16 protein-coding genes are annotated in these 18,898 nt (G+C 57.6%); 13 read left to right on the forward strand and 3 right to left on the reverse strand.

Translation table 11 applies throughout. The features are described 5' to 3' along the window. Position 1: 1 nt before the first annotated feature. Positions 2-1,339 carry a DUF2029 domain-containing protein gene (locus MHY08_RS02840; RefSeq protein ID WP_239235221.1) on the reverse strand — a complete coding sequence of 446 codons (1,338 nt, stop codon included), beginning with the start codon at positions 1,337-1,339 and terminating at the stop codon, positions 2-4. 182 nt (positions 1,340-1,521) lie between these two features. On the opposite strand from MHY08_RS02840, the gene MHY08_RS02845 reads away from it, so the two are divergent. The 13 genes from MHY08_RS02845 (at position 1,522) to MHY08_RS02905 (ending at position 17,093) form a co-directional block, all read left to right on the forward strand. Next, positions 1,522-2,394, forward strand: coding sequence for an acyl-CoA thioesterase II (locus MHY08_RS02845; RefSeq protein WP_239235222.1), 873 nt, complete (start codon positions 1,522-1,524; stop codon positions 2,392-2,394). Between the two features lie 93 nt (positions 2,395-2,487). Next, positions 2,488-3,243 (forward strand): YebC/PmpR family DNA-binding transcriptional regulator, encoded by a 756-nt coding sequence (locus MHY08_RS02850; protein WP_150851185.1) that lies wholly within the window; start codon positions 2,488-2,490, stop codon positions 3,241-3,243. Positions 3,244-3,421: 178 nt separating this feature from the next. Beyond that, positions 3,422-3,988, forward strand: coding sequence for a crossover junction endodeoxyribonuclease RuvC (gene ruvC / locus MHY08_RS02855; protein ID WP_239235223.1), 567 nt, complete (start codon positions 3,422-3,424; stop codon positions 3,986-3,988). A 33-nt stretch (positions 3,989-4,021) separates the two neighbouring features. Continuing rightward, positions 4,022-4,639, forward strand: coding sequence for a Holliday junction branch migration protein RuvA (gene ruvA, locus MHY08_RS02860; RefSeq protein WP_239235225.1), 618 nt, complete (start codon positions 4,022-4,024; stop codon positions 4,637-4,639). A gap of 21 nt (positions 4,640-4,660) precedes the next feature. Continuing rightward, positions 4,661-5,740 carry a Holliday junction branch migration DNA helicase RuvB gene (gene ruvB, locus MHY08_RS02865; RefSeq protein WP_239235227.1) on the forward strand — a complete coding sequence of 360 codons (1,080 nt, stop codon included), beginning with the start codon at positions 4,661-4,663 and terminating at the stop codon, positions 5,738-5,740. Positions 5,741-5,814: 74 nt separating this feature from the next. Further along, positions 5,815-6,174: a preprotein translocase subunit YajC gene (gene yajC, locus MHY08_RS02870; RefSeq protein ID WP_239235228.1), complete on the forward strand. Its 360-nt coding sequence runs from the start codon at positions 5,815-5,817 to the stop codon at positions 6,172-6,174. Positions 6,175-6,412: 238 nt separating this feature from the next. Next, entirely contained in the window at positions 6,413-8,305 is a 1,893-nt protein-coding gene (secD, locus tag MHY08_RS02875; protein ID WP_239235229.1) for a protein translocase subunit SecD, read from the forward strand. Between the two features lie 2 nt (positions 8,306-8,307). Further along, entirely contained in the window at positions 8,308-9,468 is a 1,161-nt protein-coding gene (gene secF / locus MHY08_RS02880; protein ID WP_239235230.1) for a protein translocase subunit SecF, read from the forward strand. A 236-nt stretch (positions 9,469-9,704) separates the two neighbouring features. Further along, positions 9,705-11,189: an ABC transporter substrate-binding protein gene (locus MHY08_RS02885; RefSeq protein WP_239235232.1), complete on the forward strand. Its 1,485-nt coding sequence runs from the start codon at positions 9,705-9,707 to the stop codon at positions 11,187-11,189. Positions 11,190-11,242: 53 nt separating this feature from the next. Continuing rightward, complete coding sequence (locus MHY08_RS02890; RefSeq protein WP_239235234.1) at positions 11,243-11,788, forward strand: adenine phosphoribosyltransferase; 546 nt, start codon at positions 11,243-11,245, stop codon at positions 11,786-11,788. 86 nt (positions 11,789-11,874) lie between these two features. Beyond that, positions 11,875-14,163, forward strand: coding sequence for a bifunctional (p)ppGpp synthetase/guanosine-3',5'-bis(diphosphate) 3'-pyrophosphohydrolase (locus tag MHY08_RS02895; RefSeq protein ID WP_239235236.1), 2,289 nt, complete (start codon positions 11,875-11,877; stop codon positions 14,161-14,163). Positions 14,164-14,350: 187 nt separating this feature from the next. After that, positions 14,351-16,423, forward strand: coding sequence for a bifunctional UDP-sugar hydrolase/5'-nucleotidase (locus MHY08_RS02900; protein WP_239235238.1), 2,073 nt, complete (start codon positions 14,351-14,353; stop codon positions 16,421-16,423). A gap of 97 nt (positions 16,424-16,520) precedes the next feature. Next, positions 16,521-17,093, forward strand: a complete 573-nt coding sequence (locus tag MHY08_RS02905) for a DUF421 domain-containing protein (RefSeq protein WP_239235240.1) — start codon at positions 16,521-16,523, stop codon at positions 17,091-17,093. 129 nt (positions 17,094-17,222) lie between these two features. Here MHY08_RS02905 and MHY08_RS02910 read toward each other — a convergent pair whose 3' ends face one another. Both MHY08_RS02910 and MHY08_RS02915 read right to left on the reverse strand, forming a co-directional pair. Next, entirely contained in the window at positions 17,223-17,555 is a 333-nt protein-coding gene (locus MHY08_RS02910) for a hypothetical protein (RefSeq protein WP_204608852.1), read from the reverse strand. A 354-nt stretch (positions 17,556-17,909) separates the two neighbouring features. Continuing rightward, positions 17,910-18,770, reverse strand: a complete 861-nt coding sequence (locus MHY08_RS02915) for a peptidylprolyl isomerase (protein WP_239192100.1) — start codon at positions 18,768-18,770, stop codon at positions 17,910-17,912. Positions 18,771-18,898 lie beyond the last annotated feature (128 nt).

An 18,898-nucleotide genomic window follows, 5' to 3' on the forward strand; every position in this document is an offset into this window, starting at 1 on the left:
TTTAGGACGCAAGTGCGTGCCGGCCGCGTCGGCGGCGGAATACCGGCTTCGCCTCGGCGCTAGCGGCCGGGTCTTCCTCCGGGGCGTTAGGCGCTTGCTGCTGCGCCTGCGCCTGCTCGATCTTCGAAGCCAGAGCCACCTCGATTGCGAACCAGACAAGTGCGATGATGGCCATGACAACGATGAGGATATTGCGGGCTACCAATAGGTAGACGGCGAACATGTTCTCGCCCACGTGGTTCCAGATGTAGTCATAGTTGAATGGGTAGACCAAGGTGCCCAGCACGGCGGCGATAATGGTGTAGGACGCTAACAAGGCTTGGAATATCCGCACGGAGGCGAATCCTTGCGGCAGGCGCTGGCGGATCACCACGGCAAGCAAGGGGCCCAGCCAGACGATGTATTGCGGGGAGAAAACCTTATTGGTCGCAATGAGCAGTAGGACCATGACCGTAAAAAACGCCATGGTTGTGCGGGTGGTCCACCCGCCGGCACACAGCCGGTACAGCGCCCAGCCCACTGCGAAAACGAGCATGGCAATGGTGGCAATCGTGCTCCAGGTCATTGCGGTATCTACGCCAGGCCCGGAAATCTCAAAGCTCTTGGACGGGGCGTAGCCCAGGTGCCAGCGCCCTGGAGTACGATGTGCCTGCAACAACAGGAACGTCGCCGGGATGGACTCCAACTGGAGACCGCGCACGCCCTGATAACTCAGCGGTGAAAGCAGGCGGTCGGTACCGGAGGCGGCAATCGTGACGGTGCAGACCGCGACGATGGTGCAGAAGAAGGCAAGGAGGCGCTGCCAGGTTGCGGATCTGTTGAAGCGGCCCACTAAGCCGGCAGCGAGGACTCCCGGCCAAAGCTTCATCGTGGTGGCAAAGCCCAGTACCGCCGAGGCGATGAGCGGGCGGGTTGCTAGAAGGGCAGCCGCCCCGGCAACGGCTAGGGCGGGGAATATATCGAGACGCCACACAACGGTGTGGCCAGCTGCGGTGCCAAAGAGGACCCAGAACCAGGCGGCCTGGAAACTGCGCGGTTGAGTCGCGTGGTGACGCAGAAGGAGGGCTAAAAAGGCGGCGTCCACTAGCAGGGTCATGATGGTGAAGCCGATATAGAATGCGGTGATATTCTCACCGGTGAGCCACCCCAAAAGCACCGTGGGCCACGTGCCCGCGTGAGGGTATTCGGTCATCTTTGTCGGGTCATCGCCAAAGCGTCCAGCAAAATAATATGCGACATCGCCCCTGGGATTGTGGTTAATCTTGAGTAGGTAAATAAGGACAAGGCGGGCGATGACCCACCCAATCCATACTGCTGGAACAGAAGCGATGCGTTTCACTCGAAAGACTTTATTCAATGCGCGCTTACTTCGGTAGCGGACATAGTTTCTTCTAGAAAATTCCTCCACTTTTGCGCCCAGAAGTGGGGGACGGATTTGAAAAGGAAACTGACGGCTCGTCCAGTGAGTAGTGTGGACGGCAAACGCTGGGAGAAGTGACGTCAGACATAGGGAGTGTGCAGATGGCATCCATTCGCGAGATTCTGGCCGTCGAGGAAACGAATTTGGCCGATGTGTTTAGAGGCCCTGCTGTGGAGTCGCGAATTGAACGTACCTTCGGCGGGCAGATTGCCGCTCAAGCAGTGGCCGCAGCCCAGCGCACTGTGACCGGCAAAGACATCCACTCCCTGCATGGTTACTTTGTAGGCCCTGGCGATGTGAGCCGGCCAATTGAAATCCGGGTCGAACGCATTCGGGAGGGGAAATCATTCGCCAACCGGCAGGTACGCGTCTACCAGGGACATGTGCTCCTTTTTACTCTTATGGCTAGTTTCCATCGCGACGGGGATCGCGGCCCGCAGCATCAGGATCCTGCGCCAGAGGTGCCAGGGCCCGAGGAAGTAGCTCGGATTGGCGGCGGAGCCCCGTACTCCACCAGGATTATCCTCAAAGAGTGGGAGGAGTGGGATATTCGCCTCGTGTCGGAAGAGGGCCGCGATCCGGTGGCTGCAGAGCACACCGGTGCCGGCTATCGGCATATTTGGTTCCGCAACACAGGTCACCTCCCAGCGGATTCTGCCTTTCACCGTGCGGCGCTGACCTTTATGTCTGATATGACGCTGATTCGCTCGGCCCTTATTCCGCATCAGGGAGAAAAGGTGCAATTGGCTAGCCTTGACCATGCGATATGGTTCCTGCGCCCATTCCGCGTGGATGAGTGGTTGCTATATGAGCAGGTATCACCCACGGCGTCGAATGCAACGGCGGTTGCGCGTGGCAAGATTTTTACCGAGCAGGGTGAATTGGTGGCGTTGGTGAATCAAGAGGGGCTTACACGTTACTTAGATGAAAATTTGGGCAGCGGCTCTGCCCATGGCAATTGGCACAACGTATAAGAACGTCCCGCTTATAAGGGGGTCGCTTTCACGCATTCGTGCAGCACACGTATAATTGCCACCAGTTTCAGCACCCGATTAGAAAGGGACTACATGTCAGGCCACTCGAAATGGGCAACTACCAAGCATAAGAAGGCTGCCAACGATGCCAAGCGTGGCAAGGAATTTGCCAAGCTGATCAAGAACATCGAAGTGGCGGCTCGTACCGGCGGTGGTGACCCAGCGGCTAACCCAACCCTTGATGACATGATCAAGAAGGCCAAGAAGGCCTCCGTCCCCAATGACAACATTGAGCGTGCTCGCAAGCGCGGTTCCGGTGAAGAAGCCGGCGGCGCTGACTGGGAAACCATCATGTACGAGGGCTACGGCCCCAACGGCGTAGCCATGCTCATTGAGTGCCTTACGGATAACCGCAACCGTGCGGCAACCGACGTGCGTACCGCGATGTCCAAGAACGGCGGCAACTTGGGTGAGTCCGGCTCTGTGGCCTACATGTTCACCCGTACCGGCTACGTCTTGGTAGAAAAGGGCGAGCTGACGGAGGATGACGTCTTGATGGCCGTGCTGGAAGCAGGCGCGGAAGAGGTCAAGGACCAGGGTGAGAAGTTTGAGATTGTTTGCGCGCCGACGGACGTGCAGGCAGTCAAGGACGCGCTCAAGGACGCCGATATTCAGGTCGATGACTCCGACAATGACTTCCGTGCGTCTGTCGAGGTACCGCTGGAGGCCAATGACGCCAAGAAGATTTTCCGCCTCATCGACGCCTTGGAAGACTCCGACGATGTGCAAAACGTCTACACCAATATGGATCTCTCCGATGAAGTTCTAGCCGAGCTGAACGAGGACTAACCACCTCGCCGCAAGGACGGCTCTTAGCGCCGGTAGCGCTCCGTGGGTATAGCCCAGGAGACGTTGCCGGCGCTTCGTTATGCGAAAGCTGGATGCTACGCTTGTAGAACACCTGTGTGTAGTCCATAATGGGGCAGTAGGCGGTGCTCAGTGGTGCCAACATGACAATGGGGGAGAGATGAACCTAGAAGGAATGCGCGTGATGGGGATTGACCCAGGCTTGACGCGCTGCGGACTTTCCGTGGTTCAGGCTGGTCGTGGCCGAGCAATCCTTCCCGTTTCTGTCGGCGTGGTGCGCACCCCTAGCGATAAGGACTTGACGGAGCGCCTCCTGCGCCTTTCGGTGGCGGCGAAAGAGTGGATGGATGACTATTCGCCAGATGTGGTTGCGATCGAGCGCGTCTTCGAACGCGGTCAGGTGTCCACAGTCATGCAAACGGCCCACGTCGTAGGCGTGCTGGTGCTAGCTGCCGCCGAACGCGATATTCCGGTGTACATGTACACCCCGTCCGAGGTGAAAAAGGCCATCTCTGGTAACGGACGTGCAGATAAGAAGCAGATGACCACCATGATTACCCGTATTCTGGGGTTGACTGAACCACCCAAGCCTGCCGACGCCGCCGACGCTTTTGCGTTGGCAGTGTGCCACTGTTGGCGTGCCCCGGCCATTGTGCGGATGGACCATACCGGTCTCGGGCTTGGTGCTAAGACCAGCGGCGTGCGCGGCCAGGGCAAGAAGCGCTAGGAATTTTACTGAGAGTGGAAGGATAAGAAGCCAATGATTGCTGCACTGCGTGGAGAGGTAATCCATATTGGACTCGACCATGGGGTTATCGACTGTGCAGGCGTGGGGTACAAATTTTTAGCTACCCCAAAAACGCTGGGCACCTTGCGCCGCGGAGAACAAGCCAGGGTTCTGACCAACTTGGTGGTCAAGGAAGATTCTCTGACTCTCTATGGCTTTAGCGCTGATGAGGATCGCGAGATGTTCCATGTGCTGCAATCCGTGTCCGGCCTAGGGCCTAAACTTGCCTTGGCGGCGCTGTCGGTCATGGGGGCAGGGGAGCTTGCGGCGGCAATTGGCGGGGAAGATGTGAAGGCACTGCAGTCTATCCCGGGCGTCGGCAAGCGGATGGCCCAACGCTTGGCGCTGGAGCTGAAAGATAAGGTAGCGGCCTTTGCGCCAAGCGAGCCCGCCGCCGCAGGCTCCGTTGATACCGCCGTCGCGCCGAACGGTGGTGCCGTGGTAGAAAGCGTGACTGAGGCGCTCATTGGCCTCGGGTTTACCGATAAGGCAGCGCGTCCCGTGGTGGAATCTGCCTACGCGGAAAATCCCGATGCCGATACGTCCACTCTTTTGCGTGCAGCGTTGGCGCAGCTGGGCAAGAAGAAATAACCGGCAGGAAGGCTGAAAAATATGTCCGATATTGAGCGCACCGAGTTCAATCTCCCTGAGGGCGTCGACGCCGCGCACGCCACCCAACGCAATAGCGATGTGGATGCCACCGCACACTCCGAGGAGCATGATATTGAACGCTCCTTGCGTCCAAAGTCGCTCGAGGAGTTCATCGGCCAACCCAAGGTGCGCGAGCAGCTCTCCCTTGTGCTTAAGGGGGCAAAGAACCGTGGGGTGACGCCCGACCACGTTTTGCTTTCAGGGCCGCCGGGCCTGGGCAAGACCACAATGGCGATGATTATTTCCCAGGAGCTGGGGACCTCGCTGCGTATGACTTCCGGGCCCGCTTTGGAGCGCGCCGGTGATTTGGCCGCAATGCTTTCCAACCTAATGGAAGGCGATGTCCTGTTCATCGATGAGATCCACCGCATTGCCCGGCCAGCAGAAGAAATGCTGTACATGGCAATGGAGGACTTCCGCATTGACGTCATTGTGGGCAAGGGGCCTGGTGCTACTTCTATTCCGCTAGAGATCCCGCCTTTTACCCTGGTCGGCGCGACTACGCGCGCCGGCATGCTCACCGGCCCATTGCGCGACCGCTTCGGTTTCACCGCGCAGATGGAGTACTACGACACGGCTGATCTCACCCAGGTGATCAAGCGCGCCGCCCACATCTTGGACGTGGACATTGACCACGATGCGGCGGTAGAAATTGGCTCTCGGTCGCGCGGAACCCCGCGTATTGCTAACCGTTTGCTCCGCCGTGTTCGTGACTATGCCGAGGTCAATGGCACCGGGCTGATTGATCTCAGCGCTGCCCAGGGAGCGCTCGAAGTCTTTGACGTAGACGACATGGGACTTGACCGCCTCGACCGGGCGGTGCTCAATGCCTTGATTAAGGGGCACGGCGGCGGACCGGTTGGCGTGAGCACACTGGCCATCGCAGTGGGCGAGGAGCCTTCGACGGTGGAGGAGGTGTGTGAGCCTTACCTGGTGCGTGCCGGGATGGTTGCGCGCACGGGACGCGGCCGTGTAGCTACCGCTGCAGCATGGCGGCACCTGGGTCTTACCCCGCCGGAGGGCGCGGCCGGGCTATTTTAATTCAGAGGCTAGCCTGCTTGGCGATGCCCCCTTGGGGTTTCTGTGCACACCGCCGTCTGGCACACTAGGGTGCTATGGAAATCATCATTCTCATCATTATTGGCATCCTCTTCGTCGTTCCCTCGTTTATGGCCATGCGAAAGCAGCGCCAGCGCCAAAATGAGATGCAGGCCCTCCAGAATTCCCTGCAGCCGGGCGACGCCATCGTTACGGCAGGCGGCGTGCACGGCGTGGTGCGCAGCACTGGCGACAAGGATGTGGATCTAGAAATCGCCCCTGGTGTGGTGGTGACTTTTGACAAGATGGCCGTGATTCGCACCGAACAAGAGGCCAATGACCTGGCGCGTCCCGCTGCTGGGGAAGAGAAGAACGATGCGGCAGATAACCTGCCAGATGAGAAATATCCTCCGTTTGACGGCCAGGAGAAGAAATAGCCGGCTATCTCCTAAGAGTTGCCTTAACGTTTGCTAGATAGGTGGGGCCTTCGCGGAGCGTAGACCCCATCACACTTTGAGTCTTTTCCGGACCTCGTTAAGGAAAACTCAGCCTGATGACGTACGATTGTGCGTTGTTGACGTGCCTGCGCCATGTGGCGGGGCCGTATTTAATGTTTAAACACCCTGTTATAAGCAGCACAGGAGATTATCGTTGTCCGCAAAAACCCGTGGCGCTATGAAAAATAGCAAACGCCAATGGCCGAAGCGCGCGCTCGCGCTCTTCGTGCTCATTGTGGTTGTTATCTATGCGCTTATCTTTTTAACTGGTAGCCGTCAAAGCACCCCAAAGCTTGGCATCGACTTGCAGGGCGGTACCCGCGTAACGCTGGCGCCGCAAGGCGAGGAACCCACCCAAGACCAGCTCAAGCAAGCACGCAATATTTTGGAACAGCGTGTTAACGGCATGGGTGTTTCTGGTTCTGAGGTTGTCATCAACGGCAATACCCTGGTCATTACCGTGCCAGGTGAAGACGCCTCCCAGGCACAGGCCGTGGGCCAGACCTCGCAGCTGTTCTTCCGTCCGGTGGCTAAGCCCTCCATGCCGGACATGGAAAAGCTCAATAAGGAGCTGGAAGATATGGCCAATCGCTGGGTGAAGTACGACGTACTCAGCGCAGACGAGGCCAATAAGCAGATGGAACAGATGACCCAGTCCATCGCTCAGCAAGAAGCACAGATGACTGGCAAGGAGCCAAAGAAACAGAAGGCTCCTAAGGTCAGCGCCAAGCCGCTTGAGGAGCCAAGCAACTCCATTGAGCAGACTAAGCGCCGTGATGAAGTCACGGAGATGCTCCTGAAGGACCGTCAGTCCGAGGACCCGACCACCCAGGCAGCAGCCTCCGCGCTGATGACCTGCCAGGGCAGCAGCGACCCACTGGCCGGCGCCGATGATCCTGCCAAGCCATTTGTTACTTGTGACTACTCCAACGGCAATCCGTACGTTCTGGAGCCCGCACCGCTTCTCAATGGCATCAAGGACGAAAACGGCACCCGCCTCACCGGTAACGAGATCGATACCAATTCTCCGATCGAAGGCGGCCTGAACGGTCAGTCCGGTCAGATGGAGATCAACTTCTCCTTCAAGACCGGTGATGGCCCGAACGGTTCTCAGACCTGGGCGGACCTGACCCAGGAACACTTAAAGGACCAGGTAGCCATCACCCTTGACTCTGGGGTTATTTCCGCACCGTTCATTCAGGGCGCAACCCCAGTTGGTTCTGCTACCTCCATTACTGGTGACTTTAGCCAGGAAGAGGCACAGAGCCTGGCAAATAACCTAAAGTATGGCGCACTGCCGTTGTCCTTCGCCGGTGAAAATGGCGAGCCGGGTGGCACCGTAGAGTCCATTCCGCCAACACTGGGTAAGGCCGCTCTGCAGGCCGGCCTCATTGCAGGCCTTGTTGGCCTGGTACTCGTGATGGCGTACTCGCTGTACTACTTCCGCGCGCTGGCCGGCGTATCCCTTATCTTCCTCATTGCCTCTGGCCTCCTGACCTATGGCTCCCTGGTTCTGCTGGGCCGCTGGATCGGTTACTCGCTGGACCTTTCCGGCATCGCCGGTCTGGTCATCGGTGTGGGCGCAACCGCTGACTCCTTCGTGGTCTACTACGAGCGCATCAAGGACGAGCTCCTCGAGGGACGCACCTTCCGCTCCGCTACGCAAAAGGCGTGGGAGCGCGCTCGTGCCACCATTGTGACCGGTAACGCGGTGACCCTGATTGGCTCTGTTGTGGTCTACTTCCTCGCCATCGGTGAGGTGAAGGGCTTCGCCTTTACCATGGGCCTGACCACCGTCTTCGACCTGATCGTATCCTTCTTGGTCATGGCGCCGCTGATGCAGATGGTGGGCCGACGTCCGGCTGCCGCTAAACCTTCGATGAATGGCCTCGGCGGTATCTACGCACTGGTGGAAGAGCGCCGTGAGCGCGGCTACTTTGGCTCGGGACGTCGTCAAGCGAACGCTGCTGAATCCGCGAGTGCAAAGGAGCCAGCCACCAAGGAAACGGCAGGAGATTCTGCCGCAGGAACCGCACGTCCCGTAGATGCTGCGGAAGATGAGGAGAAATAAGCATGGCTGTTTCGACTAAGCACAAGATTTCCCGGATGGACCGCCTCTACGAGGACGAGCGCGGTTATGACTTCATCGGTCGCACCAAGCTGTGGTACGGCATCACTGCAGCACTAATCGTGGCAGCAGTGGCCGCGATCCTCATTCGTGGCTTCTCGCTCTCGATTGACTTCGAAGGTGGCACCACGTTGTCGATGCCGGCAGGCGACCTCAAGGAAGATGAGGTAAGCCAGGTCTTCGAAGACTCCACCGGTGTAGAACCCGAGCAGGTTCACATTGTGGGCGCTGGCGATTCCGAGACCTTGGAAATCGTTTCTGAGCGCTTGAGCCAAGAGGACGTGAATGCGGCCCGCGCGGCTATCTATGACAACTTCCAGCCGAAGGATGAAAACGGCAAGGCCACCCCGGATGCCATTGGCTCGTCCACGGTTTCCGAATCTTGGGGTTCTTCTATTACCCAGCGCATGCTCATTGCCATGCTGGTCTTCCTGGTAGCCGCGACCGTCTACGTGGCCATTCGCTTGCAGAAGACCATGGCTTTTGCCGCAATTATCGCGCTGATTGCAGACGGCGTGATCATCGCCGGTATTTACGCCCTGTTTGGCTTCGAAGTTTCCCCGGCCGTCATCATTGGTCTGCTTACCGTCCTGACTTTCTCCATGTATGACTCGGTCATCGTCTTTGACAAGATCAACGAGAACACGGAAGGCCTCGAGGGCCAGCGCAAGAAGACATTTGCTGAGCTGACAAACTTGGCTGTTAACCAGACGGTCATGCGCTCGATTTCTACCTCGGTGATTTCTGCACTGCCTATCATCGCGCTCTTCGTGGTGGCCGTGTGGCTCATGGGTATCGGTACCCTCCGCGATCTGGCGCTCATTCAGCTCATCGGCGTGGTCGAGGGCATTTTCTCCTCCATCTTCTTCGCTACGCCGCTGGTCGTGACCCTCGCCAACATGTCCAAGAAGATCAAGCGTCACAACAAGCGGGTCGCGGACTACCGCGCTGGCGAGGACGAGAACGCCGAGGCTGAATCTGGCGCAGCATCCTCCGGCCGCACCGTGGTCTCACCAGTGAGCGTAAAGTCCACCCCGGCTGAGATCGACGATGATCCGTCCGAGTCCACTGGGCACCCTGGCGCAACCTGGCGCCCGGGCCGGTAACCTCCGGTAGTAAGATTTTGGCGGAATTGTAGCTGAAGTGAGGGCAAATAACGGTGCTTAAATCAAAGAGCAGTTCTAGCGAACGTCACTGGGGAAGGAAGGCCATTGCCTCGTGCGTTTCAGCTCTAGCTCTAGCTGCTTCTGCCTGTAGCGGGCAGGGCGGCGAAGAGGACTCGCCTAGTGTTCCCCAGGAGCCAGAATCCTATGGATACTTTGGCTACCAGGTAAATTCCCGCTTGGCCACCACTAATTCTGGCACCTCCTTTGGTGACGCTACCTCCGCCGGTTTGTTGTCTACGCGGCTTTATCCAGGCCTTTTTGTGCCCGGCCCTTCTGGCGAACTGATTCCCAACGCGGATCTAGTTGAGACCGAGGAGCTTCCGCCCGTTGCCGGCAGCGACCAGCGGAGTGTTCAGCTCACTTTGGAAGAGCATGCCGTCTTTTCCGATGGTACCCCCGTTACCTGTGACGACTACTTTTTGGCGTATGTGGCCGGTACTCATCCAGCTGAATTCGCCTCCCATATGCCGTTGATGAATGACATCGCAGATTTTAGCTGTGAGCCCCAAAGCAGAACGTTCACCCTGACCTTTAACAAGGATCAGGGGCAGCGCTGGCGCCACATGTTTGGCGCCGGCACGGTCATGCCGGCCCATGCGCTGGCCAAGAAGTCCGAGTTGAGCATTGAGGAACTCAACGCCGCCCTGACAGTAGAAGACATGCAGGCGCTTGCGCCGGTTGCTAAGGAATGGCGCTATGGCTTTTCCGTGGCCGAGGATCAACTAGATCCCGAGCTGCAGGTCTCCTTTGGGCCCTATGTCATTGACAAGGTAGGCGACGAAGGGGAGATCATTCTCAAAGCAAACGAAAAGTACTTCGGAGACGCCCCAGCGGAAGATCATGTTGTGGTCTGGCCTTCGGAGGCTGATGCACAGAAGCTCGCAGATAAAGGCGCGTTGCGCGTAGTCGATGCCGCAAGCGAAAATCCTGACTGGCTGGACAGCACGAAGGATGAGGCAGGGGAGTCCCCCTACGAGGTCACTCCAATGGTCGGCGAGCTAACGGATACGCTCACGCTATCTGAAGCTGGAGTATTCGCGGAGCCGTGGGCGCGCGAGAGCTTCGCGGCCTGCGTCGATCAGCAGGCGGTTGCTCAGGCAAGCTCGGCAGCCTCTGGTGTGGAAGTGCCACCGGCTTACCTGCGTACCGTCTCCGCGACCAACCCAGTTGCCGGCAGCCTAGAAAAGGTGGGGAAGGATCACCAGGGCACCGATTTAGCCAAGGCCGGCGATCTCAACGGGACCACTATCAAGGTGGGCTACTTGGGACCGGATAAACGTTATGCCGCCATGGTGGAACAACTTCGTGCATCCTGTGAGCCGGCCGGTATCACCATCGAGGACGCGTCTGCGGAGTTCATGTCCCAGCACTACTTGGAAATGGATCCGGAAACCTGGGCGCCTACCGTCGATGCCTTTCTCGGCCCAGTCGATCCCCAGACGGAGTATTCCACGGTGGAGTCGAGCATGAAGAATTCTGCGGAGCTGAAGAAGACAGAAGAGGCTTTGTGGAAGGATGTGCCCTCCATTCCGCTTTCCGCGCAGCCGCGGGTCTTCCTCGTCCGCCGCGACGTGGAAGGTGTCCTGCCGTACACTGGCGTCTCGGGTATCGGTTGGAATATGGACCGCTGGCACAGCACCGCCCCAACGGACAAGGAATAGGGCCCGGATATCGGGCGTTTAAGACCTCTCGCAATTATTTCTCAAGGAAGATTATGAGTTCGCACTACGAATCAGCAGCACAGGCACTCAAGGACAAGGTTCGCCTCGTTCAAGACTTCCCAGAGGAGGGCATCCTCTTTGAGGACCTCACCCCAGTCTTGGCGGACCCAGAGGCATTTCGCACCGTAGTGGACGGCTTGGCGGCCGCCTGCGAGGAATTGGGCGCGGATATGATCGGCGGTCTGGATGCCCGCGGATTCCTCCTCGGCTCGGCCGTCGCCTACAAGATGGGCCTGGGTATCTTGGCCATCCGTAAAAAGGGCAAGCTTCCCCCACCGGTATTTACCGAAGAATATGAGCTGGAGTATGGCTCCGCGGCGCTGGAGATTCCAGCCAGCGGCGTTGACATTAAGGGCAAGCGCGTAGTGCTTGTCGACGACGTCCTGGCCACCGGTGGCACCCTCCACGGTGCCAAGCTTTTGCTTGAGTCCGCAGGTGCCGAAGTCGCTGGCAATGTGGTGGTCCTGGAAGTCAAGGGTCTCAACGGTCGTGAGCGTTTATCCGGCCCACCGCTCATTGTGTTGAATGCCACAGACTAAGATGGGATGCCTAAGCTAGATCGCACGATTTAGTAGGACATGAGGCCACAAGGCCCGTGGCACTGTGAAGGGCGGTAGATTTGGCCATGGACAAACCCGTAAAGCGCCAGTCCGGCGGCGGAATGCGCAGCATGTCGGCTCGCCTAGCTCGTTCGCTTACCGGCGGACGAGTGAAGGTGAATCCGGTGCTAGACCCGTTGATGTCCATCCACCGCAAGTTTCACCCCAAGGCCGATGCTGATCTACTCAATCGCGCCTATGACACCGCGGAGCGGCTCCACGAGGGTGTCTTTCGCAAATCCGGAGAACCGTATATCACCCACCCGCTCGCCGTGGCGACGATCGCGGCGGAGATCGGTATGGACACCACCACCATCGTCGCAGCACTGCTGCACGACACTGTGGAGGATACGGACTACTCCCTAGAGGACCTCACCCGAGACTTCGGTCCGGAGGTGGCTCGCTTGGTCGATGGCGTGACCAAGTTGGACAAGGTGGCACTGGGCTCGGCCGCAGAGGCGGAGACCATTCGTAAAATGATCGTCGCCATGGCCACTGACCCCCGAGTCCTGGTCATTAAGGTCAGCGACCGCCTGCACAATATGCGTACGATGCGGTTCCTCCCGCCCGAAAAGCAGGCTAAGAAGGCGCGGCAGACCCTCGAGGTTATCGCGCCGCTAGCTCACCGCCTCGGCATGGCCAGCGTGAAGTGGGAGCTGGAAGATCTATCCTTTGCCATCTTGTATCCGAAGAAGTACGACGAGATCGTGCGGATGGTAGCAGATCGCGCCCCCTCGCGCGATCGCGCATTGAAGGAGATCATTAGCCAGGTCAGTGGGGCGCTGAAGGAAAACGGCATTGAAGCCGAGGTGATGGGCCGACCAAAGCATTACTGGTCCATTTACCAAAAGATGATCGTGCGCGGCCGTGACTTCGCGGAGATCTTCGACCTCGTAGGAATTCGCATCTTGGTTGAGGACGTCAATAGCTGTTATGCCGCGATCGGCGTGGTCCACTCTATCTACCAGGCTTTGCCGGGGCGCTTCAAGGACTATATTTCCTCGCCGCGATTCGGCGTGTATCAGTCGCTGCACACCACGGTGCTGGCAGATGGCGGCGCTACCTTGGAAGTCCAGGTACGTACCCACGAGATGCACTACAACGCCGAGTTCGGTGTGGCTGCTCACTGGCGCTACAAAGAAACCAAGGGCAAGAATTCGGGCCACCAGGAAGAAGTGGACCAGATGGCGTGGATGCGCCAACTTCTGGACTGGCAGAAGGAGGCCGCAGATCCCAACGAGTTCCTCGACTCGCTGCGCTACGACCTGACCGCCAAGCAAATCTTCGCGTTTACTCCCAAGGGTGACGTGGTGAATTTGCCTGCCGGTTCTACACCGGTGGACTTTGCCTACGCAGTACATACTGAGGTGGGGCATAGGTGTATTGGTGCCAAGGTCAATGGCAAGCTCGTCGCGCTTGAATCGAAGCTAAAATCCGGCGACAAGGTGGAAATCTTTACCTCGAAGGATCCCAACGCCGGTCCGTCCCGCGATTGGCAAGACTTCCTCGTGTCTGCTCGAGCCAAGACAAAGGTGCGGCAGTGGTTTGCCAAGGAACGCCGCGAAGAACACTTGGAAGCCGGTCGCGATGCCCTGGCTACCGAAGTCCAGCGTGGTGGCTTGCCAATGCACCGCCTGTTTACTGCCAGCTCTATGAAGCAGGTAGCCGAACAGCTGCACTATACCGACGTCGATTCGCTGTATACCGCCATCGGCGCGGGCCACGTATCAGCTCAGCACGTGGCCAACCAATTGGTTGCTATGTTCGGCGACCAAGACGATGCCATAGACACCCTGGCCTCGCGCACGCCACTTTCTGAGATTGAGCACTCCCGCGCCCAACACACCGAAGATTCGGCATCGGGGACCGGCATCTTGGTGGAAGGCAGCCCCGATGTCTTGGCGAAGCTCGCCAAGTGCTGCCAACCCGTGCCAGGCGATGCCATTTTCGGTTTCGTTACCCGCGGCGGGGGAGTCTCCGTGCACCGAGCCGATTGCACAAACGCGGAAAAGCTCAAGGCAGAACCAGAGCGCATGTTGGAGGTGGCCTGGTCTTCTGGTACCTCTGCGACGGGCGCTTTCTCCGCGACGCTACAATTGGAAGCCCTCGACCGCCAAGGCCTCTTGTCGGAGCTCACCCGGGTAATGAGCGATCAAAACATCAACGTTTTGACCATGAACTCTAACCGCGGCGATGACCATATCGCGACGGTACGGTTCACCTTCTCCGTTTCGGATACCAAGCAATTGGGTACCCTGATGACCACACTGCGCAATACCGAAGGCGTCTTTGATGTTTACCGAGTAACCGCCTAAGGTGCTTGCCCCTACCCTCAAGGAGGGGCGGGGCAAGCAACGCGAAGGCATCGGGGAGGTTACCTGTGTGTGAATTCTTGACTGCTGCAAGGTAAAGCTCCAGCAAGCAAGCTTATTTTCTCCTGCCAAGTAGTTAGCGAAGCGATATAAATTATCCTGTCGCTTTCTACTATCTAGGAGTACTTCAATGCAGTTCCGTCGCATCGGCCAGCTTGTGGCCGCCACTACCGTTTCCGCTGTTGCTCTCTCCGGCGCTCAGGCGGTGGCACAGGAAAATAAGACCACCATTTCCGTCACCAATATCACCGATATTCACGGTCACTTGGAGGACAAGATTGGTGACCCAGCAAAGGCCGGCGATGAAATCGGCGTGGCTCGCTTGCAGTCCCTAATCGAGCAGGTAAATGAAGGACAGGAATTCAACCTGACCTCCTCGGGCGATAACGTGGGTGGCTCCGCCTTTGTCTCTGCAATTTCTGATGATAAGTACACCCTCGAAGCCCTCAACGAGATGGGTATGAAGGTGACTGCTGTAGGTAACCATGAGTTTGATAAGGGTACCGAAGACCTTACAGGGCGTATCGCTGATAGCTCTGATTACCCAATCTTGGGTGCCAACGTGTTCAAGGATGGGAAGCCTCTTCTGGAGGCTTCCCACGTCGAAGAAATTGATGGCGTAAAAGTCGGCTATGTTGGCACGGTAACGGAAAATACCAAGTATAAGGTGTCTGCTGCCAAGATCCCAGGGATCACTTTTACTAATCCAGCCGAGGCTACCAATAAGGAAGCTACTCGTTTGAAAGAATCTGGTGAGGCCGATGTTGTTGTTGCGCTCATGCACGAAGATGCCCAAGGCTTTGCAGAGGACTTTAACAAAGACGTCGACGTAGCTTTTGGCGGCGACACCCACGTTGCCACTAAGGGCGAAATTGAGCGCGAGGGCGCCTTGCCACTGCAGTGGGCACAGGGACACGAGTACGGCAAACTGCTCAACGACGTTGATATTACCTTTGATAAGACTGCTAAAAAGATTACCGACATCAGCTTGAAGCAGTACGACGCGACCGCTGCAGCAAAGGTTGAGCCAGATGCTGAAATCGCAGCTATTGTAAAAAAGGCCCAGCAAGAGGCTGGAATCGAGGGTGCCAAGACCGCCGGTACTGTGGAACGGGCCCTGTTCCGCGGATCTGATGAGAATGCTGATTCGGGTTCTAACCGTGGTGTCGAATCTACCCTCAATAACTTCATTGCTGACGGCCAGCGTTACGCCATGAGCAAGCAGGTAGGCGAGGACATCGAGATCGGTGTGATGAACGCTGGCGGTGTTCGTGCTGACTTGAAGGGCGGCGACGTTACCTACAAGGATATTTTTGAGGTACAGCCGTTTGGCAACTCTGTAATTACCGCCAAGATTTCCGGCGAGGAGTTCATTAATGCCTTGGAAAACCAGTGGCAGGAGGGAAGCCGTCCACGCCTGGCCATGGGGCTTTCCAATAACGTGCAGGTGGTCTACGACCAGAAGGCCGGCAAGGGCGAGCGCGTAAAGTCCGTGACTATCAATGGCGAGCCAATTGATCCGAAGAAGGATTACTCCATTGCGCTGTCTTCGTTCCTTGCTTCCAGTGACGAAGAAGCCGGCGGCGATGGTTATTTCAATGCTGGTTCCATCAAGGACAAAAACGATGTGGGCTACATGGACACTCAGGCCATGATCGACTACATCAAGTCGGGTGAATCGGAGGTCCGCACGGGCCAGGGCCAGATTGGCGCCAACATCGAGGGGGACGTGAAGCCGGGCGAGGAAATCACGGTGAACCTGTCCAGCCTCAATTACTCCACCGACGGTGAGCCGATGGCCAAGAAGGCAACCGTCAAGTTGGGCGACGCTGAGCAGACCGTCGATATCGACAACGCTGCGCAAGAAGGCGATGCGCAATTCGGTGAGCGAGGTCGCGCAACGGTAAAGCTCACCGTTCCGGAGAACCTGAGCGGTACCCAGAACCTGGAAATCACCACCGACGCCGGCACTAAGGCAACTCTGCCTCTCGAGGTAAGCGGCGAGGGCTCCGGAGAGCCGGGAGCTAAGCCTGCGCCAAAGGGCTCTTCCTTGTCCTCCAACGGCTCTTCCGTGGGCGGCGCAGTATTCGCCATCGTTGCAGCACTGGTAGCTGGCGTTGCGGTTGTGGGCATGAACCCGCAGATTCTTCCTGCCCCAGCTCGCAAGATGATTGAGGACCTGCGCAAGCAGTTCCACATCTAAGACAGCACAGCACTAGGCGGAGCGGCTCTTCCTGAACGGGGGAGTGACGCTCCGCCTTTTCTGTATGTCTCGTGGCTGCCAGGTAACCTAAGCAGTCGTGGATACTCTAGAACTCTTTCTGCGCGAGATTACCTATCAACTGGGTATTGAATGGCACCGTATCCCCGTTGTCGTGCTGGCGACTTTGGGTATCTACCTATCCTTCATGGTGCTGGTGAAGCTATTTGGCTCTCGCGTGCTTACGTCCATGACGGCCTCAGATGCCATCATCATTATTATGTTTGGCGCGGTCGCGGGCCGTGTCATCGTGGGCAATCCACCGACCCTTGCCGCCGGCGTCATCGGTCTGACCACGCTGATGGCGCTCGAAGCTGCCTTCGGTACCATTCGCAAGGTAGTGAAGTGGACGCGCTTTCTGGACCGTCGTCCCATCCTTTTAGTCTTTAGCGGTGAGATGGTTGAAGATAACCTGACTCTGGCCCACATTACAAAATCGGATATCTACTCGGCGGCTCGTAGAGCCGGCATTAGCCGCATGGAAGACGTGCAGATAATGATCCTGGAGCCTACAGGCCACATCTCCGTCATCAAGGTCGGTCAAACCATCGAACCGGAGCTTTTTAAAGACCTGGTGGGGTCCGAATACATCGAAGACGCTAAAGACTCTTAGGGCGCACCTTACAGCTTGGCCAGAAGCGCAAAGACAACCTGTAGGCTCCCTTTACCCAAGAGCACGCGAAAAGCCGCTGCGTCCCACTCAGGGAAGCAGCGGCTTAAGAATCGCTATGAAGCGGTGACTTTACTTGTTGCCGAAAGGCAGGTCGAAGTACTTGTTTGCGAATGCGAACAGGGTGCCCAGAGCGCCGATAACAGCGGTGAAGACGCCGATCCAAGCCTTGATGTCGTCAGCCTTCTCCTTGGAGGTGCGGTCATCTTCCTTGTTCTTGGAGTCATCAGACTTGTCAGCTGCGTAGTCGTTGTCAGAGGAAGAGGAAAGGCCCTCGACGGAGTTGGTGATCTTGGAGGACAGGTCGGAGGTGGTGTCCTCAGCGTTAGCAACGGTGGTGCCTGCGAAAGCGACGGACAGAGCGGTTGCGCCAGCAACGAGTGCCTTGCGGGAGAAAAGCTTCATTTTTGATTCCTAACAAGCTTGGTGTGGTCAAAGACGTTTCAAATACTAGACAGGCTGACAGGCTTCCGCAACAGTATCGGCAGGTTTTTGTTCACTGGCTGAACTAGCTGAAAGTCCGCTGTGTGCTGCGTGTTTACTACTGTGGCTCTTGTGATCTGGGGGAATTTTAGTGTTCTCCTGTTTCTGCAGCTTAACCCTCAAAATAGAGCTCAGCCTAACTTAAGGAAAGGATAAGCCCCGGCGCATTCATCCACGGTATGTGTGGTCAATGGCCGGGGCTTTGTACCCGCCCCCGTTAGGGGGTGGTGCGGTGGAGCTAAGAGGGGGCGTCGCCAAGCAGGGCTCTTCTGCGGCCTAAGCCTTGACGGTTGCCTTCTTAATCTTGACTTCCTTAGCGGGCTTACCATCTGGCTGGCCGCCTTCGACGCCGTTCTTGGCAATCTTATCCATCGTCTTCATGCCCTTGTCGGTGATGGTGGCGAAGTAGGTGTAGTTAGGGGCCAGCTCAGAATCGTCGTAGTTGAGGAAGAACTGGGAACCATTGGTGTCTGGGCCGCTGTTGGCCATGGCGACGGAGCCGCGCGGGTAGACAACGGGGCTCTGTGCGTCCTTCTCCTCCACTTCGTCGGTGGGGTACTCATCAGCGAAGCTAAAGCCGGGGCCGCCGGAACCGGAACCGGTTGGGTCGCCGCACTGCAGTACGTTGATCCCGCTTGAGGTCATGCGGTGGCAAACGGTGTCGTCGTAGTAGCCCGACTTGGCCAGCTCAGAAATAGCATTGGTGGTACACGGCGCCTTGGCGCGGTCCATTTCCATCTCAATAGTGCCCTGGTTGGTTTCAAAGGAAACGGTGACGGTGCCCTTGGTGGAAATATCCTTGCCGTTGGGCTTCTTCGCGCCGTTGGACTCTTGCCCGTTGTCCTCGTACTTACAGGTCACGGTATCCGGCAGGGCCTTGGCCCGCTTGTCAGCGATGGGCTGCGCCTGTGGCGTTTCTTGCGAGGTCTCAGCTGCGGAAGACTCCTCAGCCTGTACGTTTTCATCGTCGCCTTCGCGGGTGGACAAGAAGTAGATGCCGCCGACGAGGGCGAGAATTACTACGAGGGAGGCGGCAACAACGCCTAGCGGGCGTGCCTTCTGCTTGCGTTCGCGGGATTTCAGCTCGCGCTCGAGCTTGCTCAGCGCCTCTTCGCCGCGCTTTTGATTATTTGGCACCGGGAGTCAACCTTTCTAGCGATTATCGGTGGCATGATTCAACCTGACTGAGTCTAGCGGTTCCCGACAGCTGAGAAAGCGTTGGCATGGAAAACTGAGCAAGTTAATAGCTCTAAAGCCCAATAATA

This window comes from Corynebacterium sp. ACRPJ, assembly GCF_022347345.1.
GTDB classification, from domain to species: Bacteria; Actinomycetota; Actinomycetes; order Mycobacteriales; family Mycobacteriaceae; genus Corynebacterium; species Corynebacterium tuberculostearicum_D.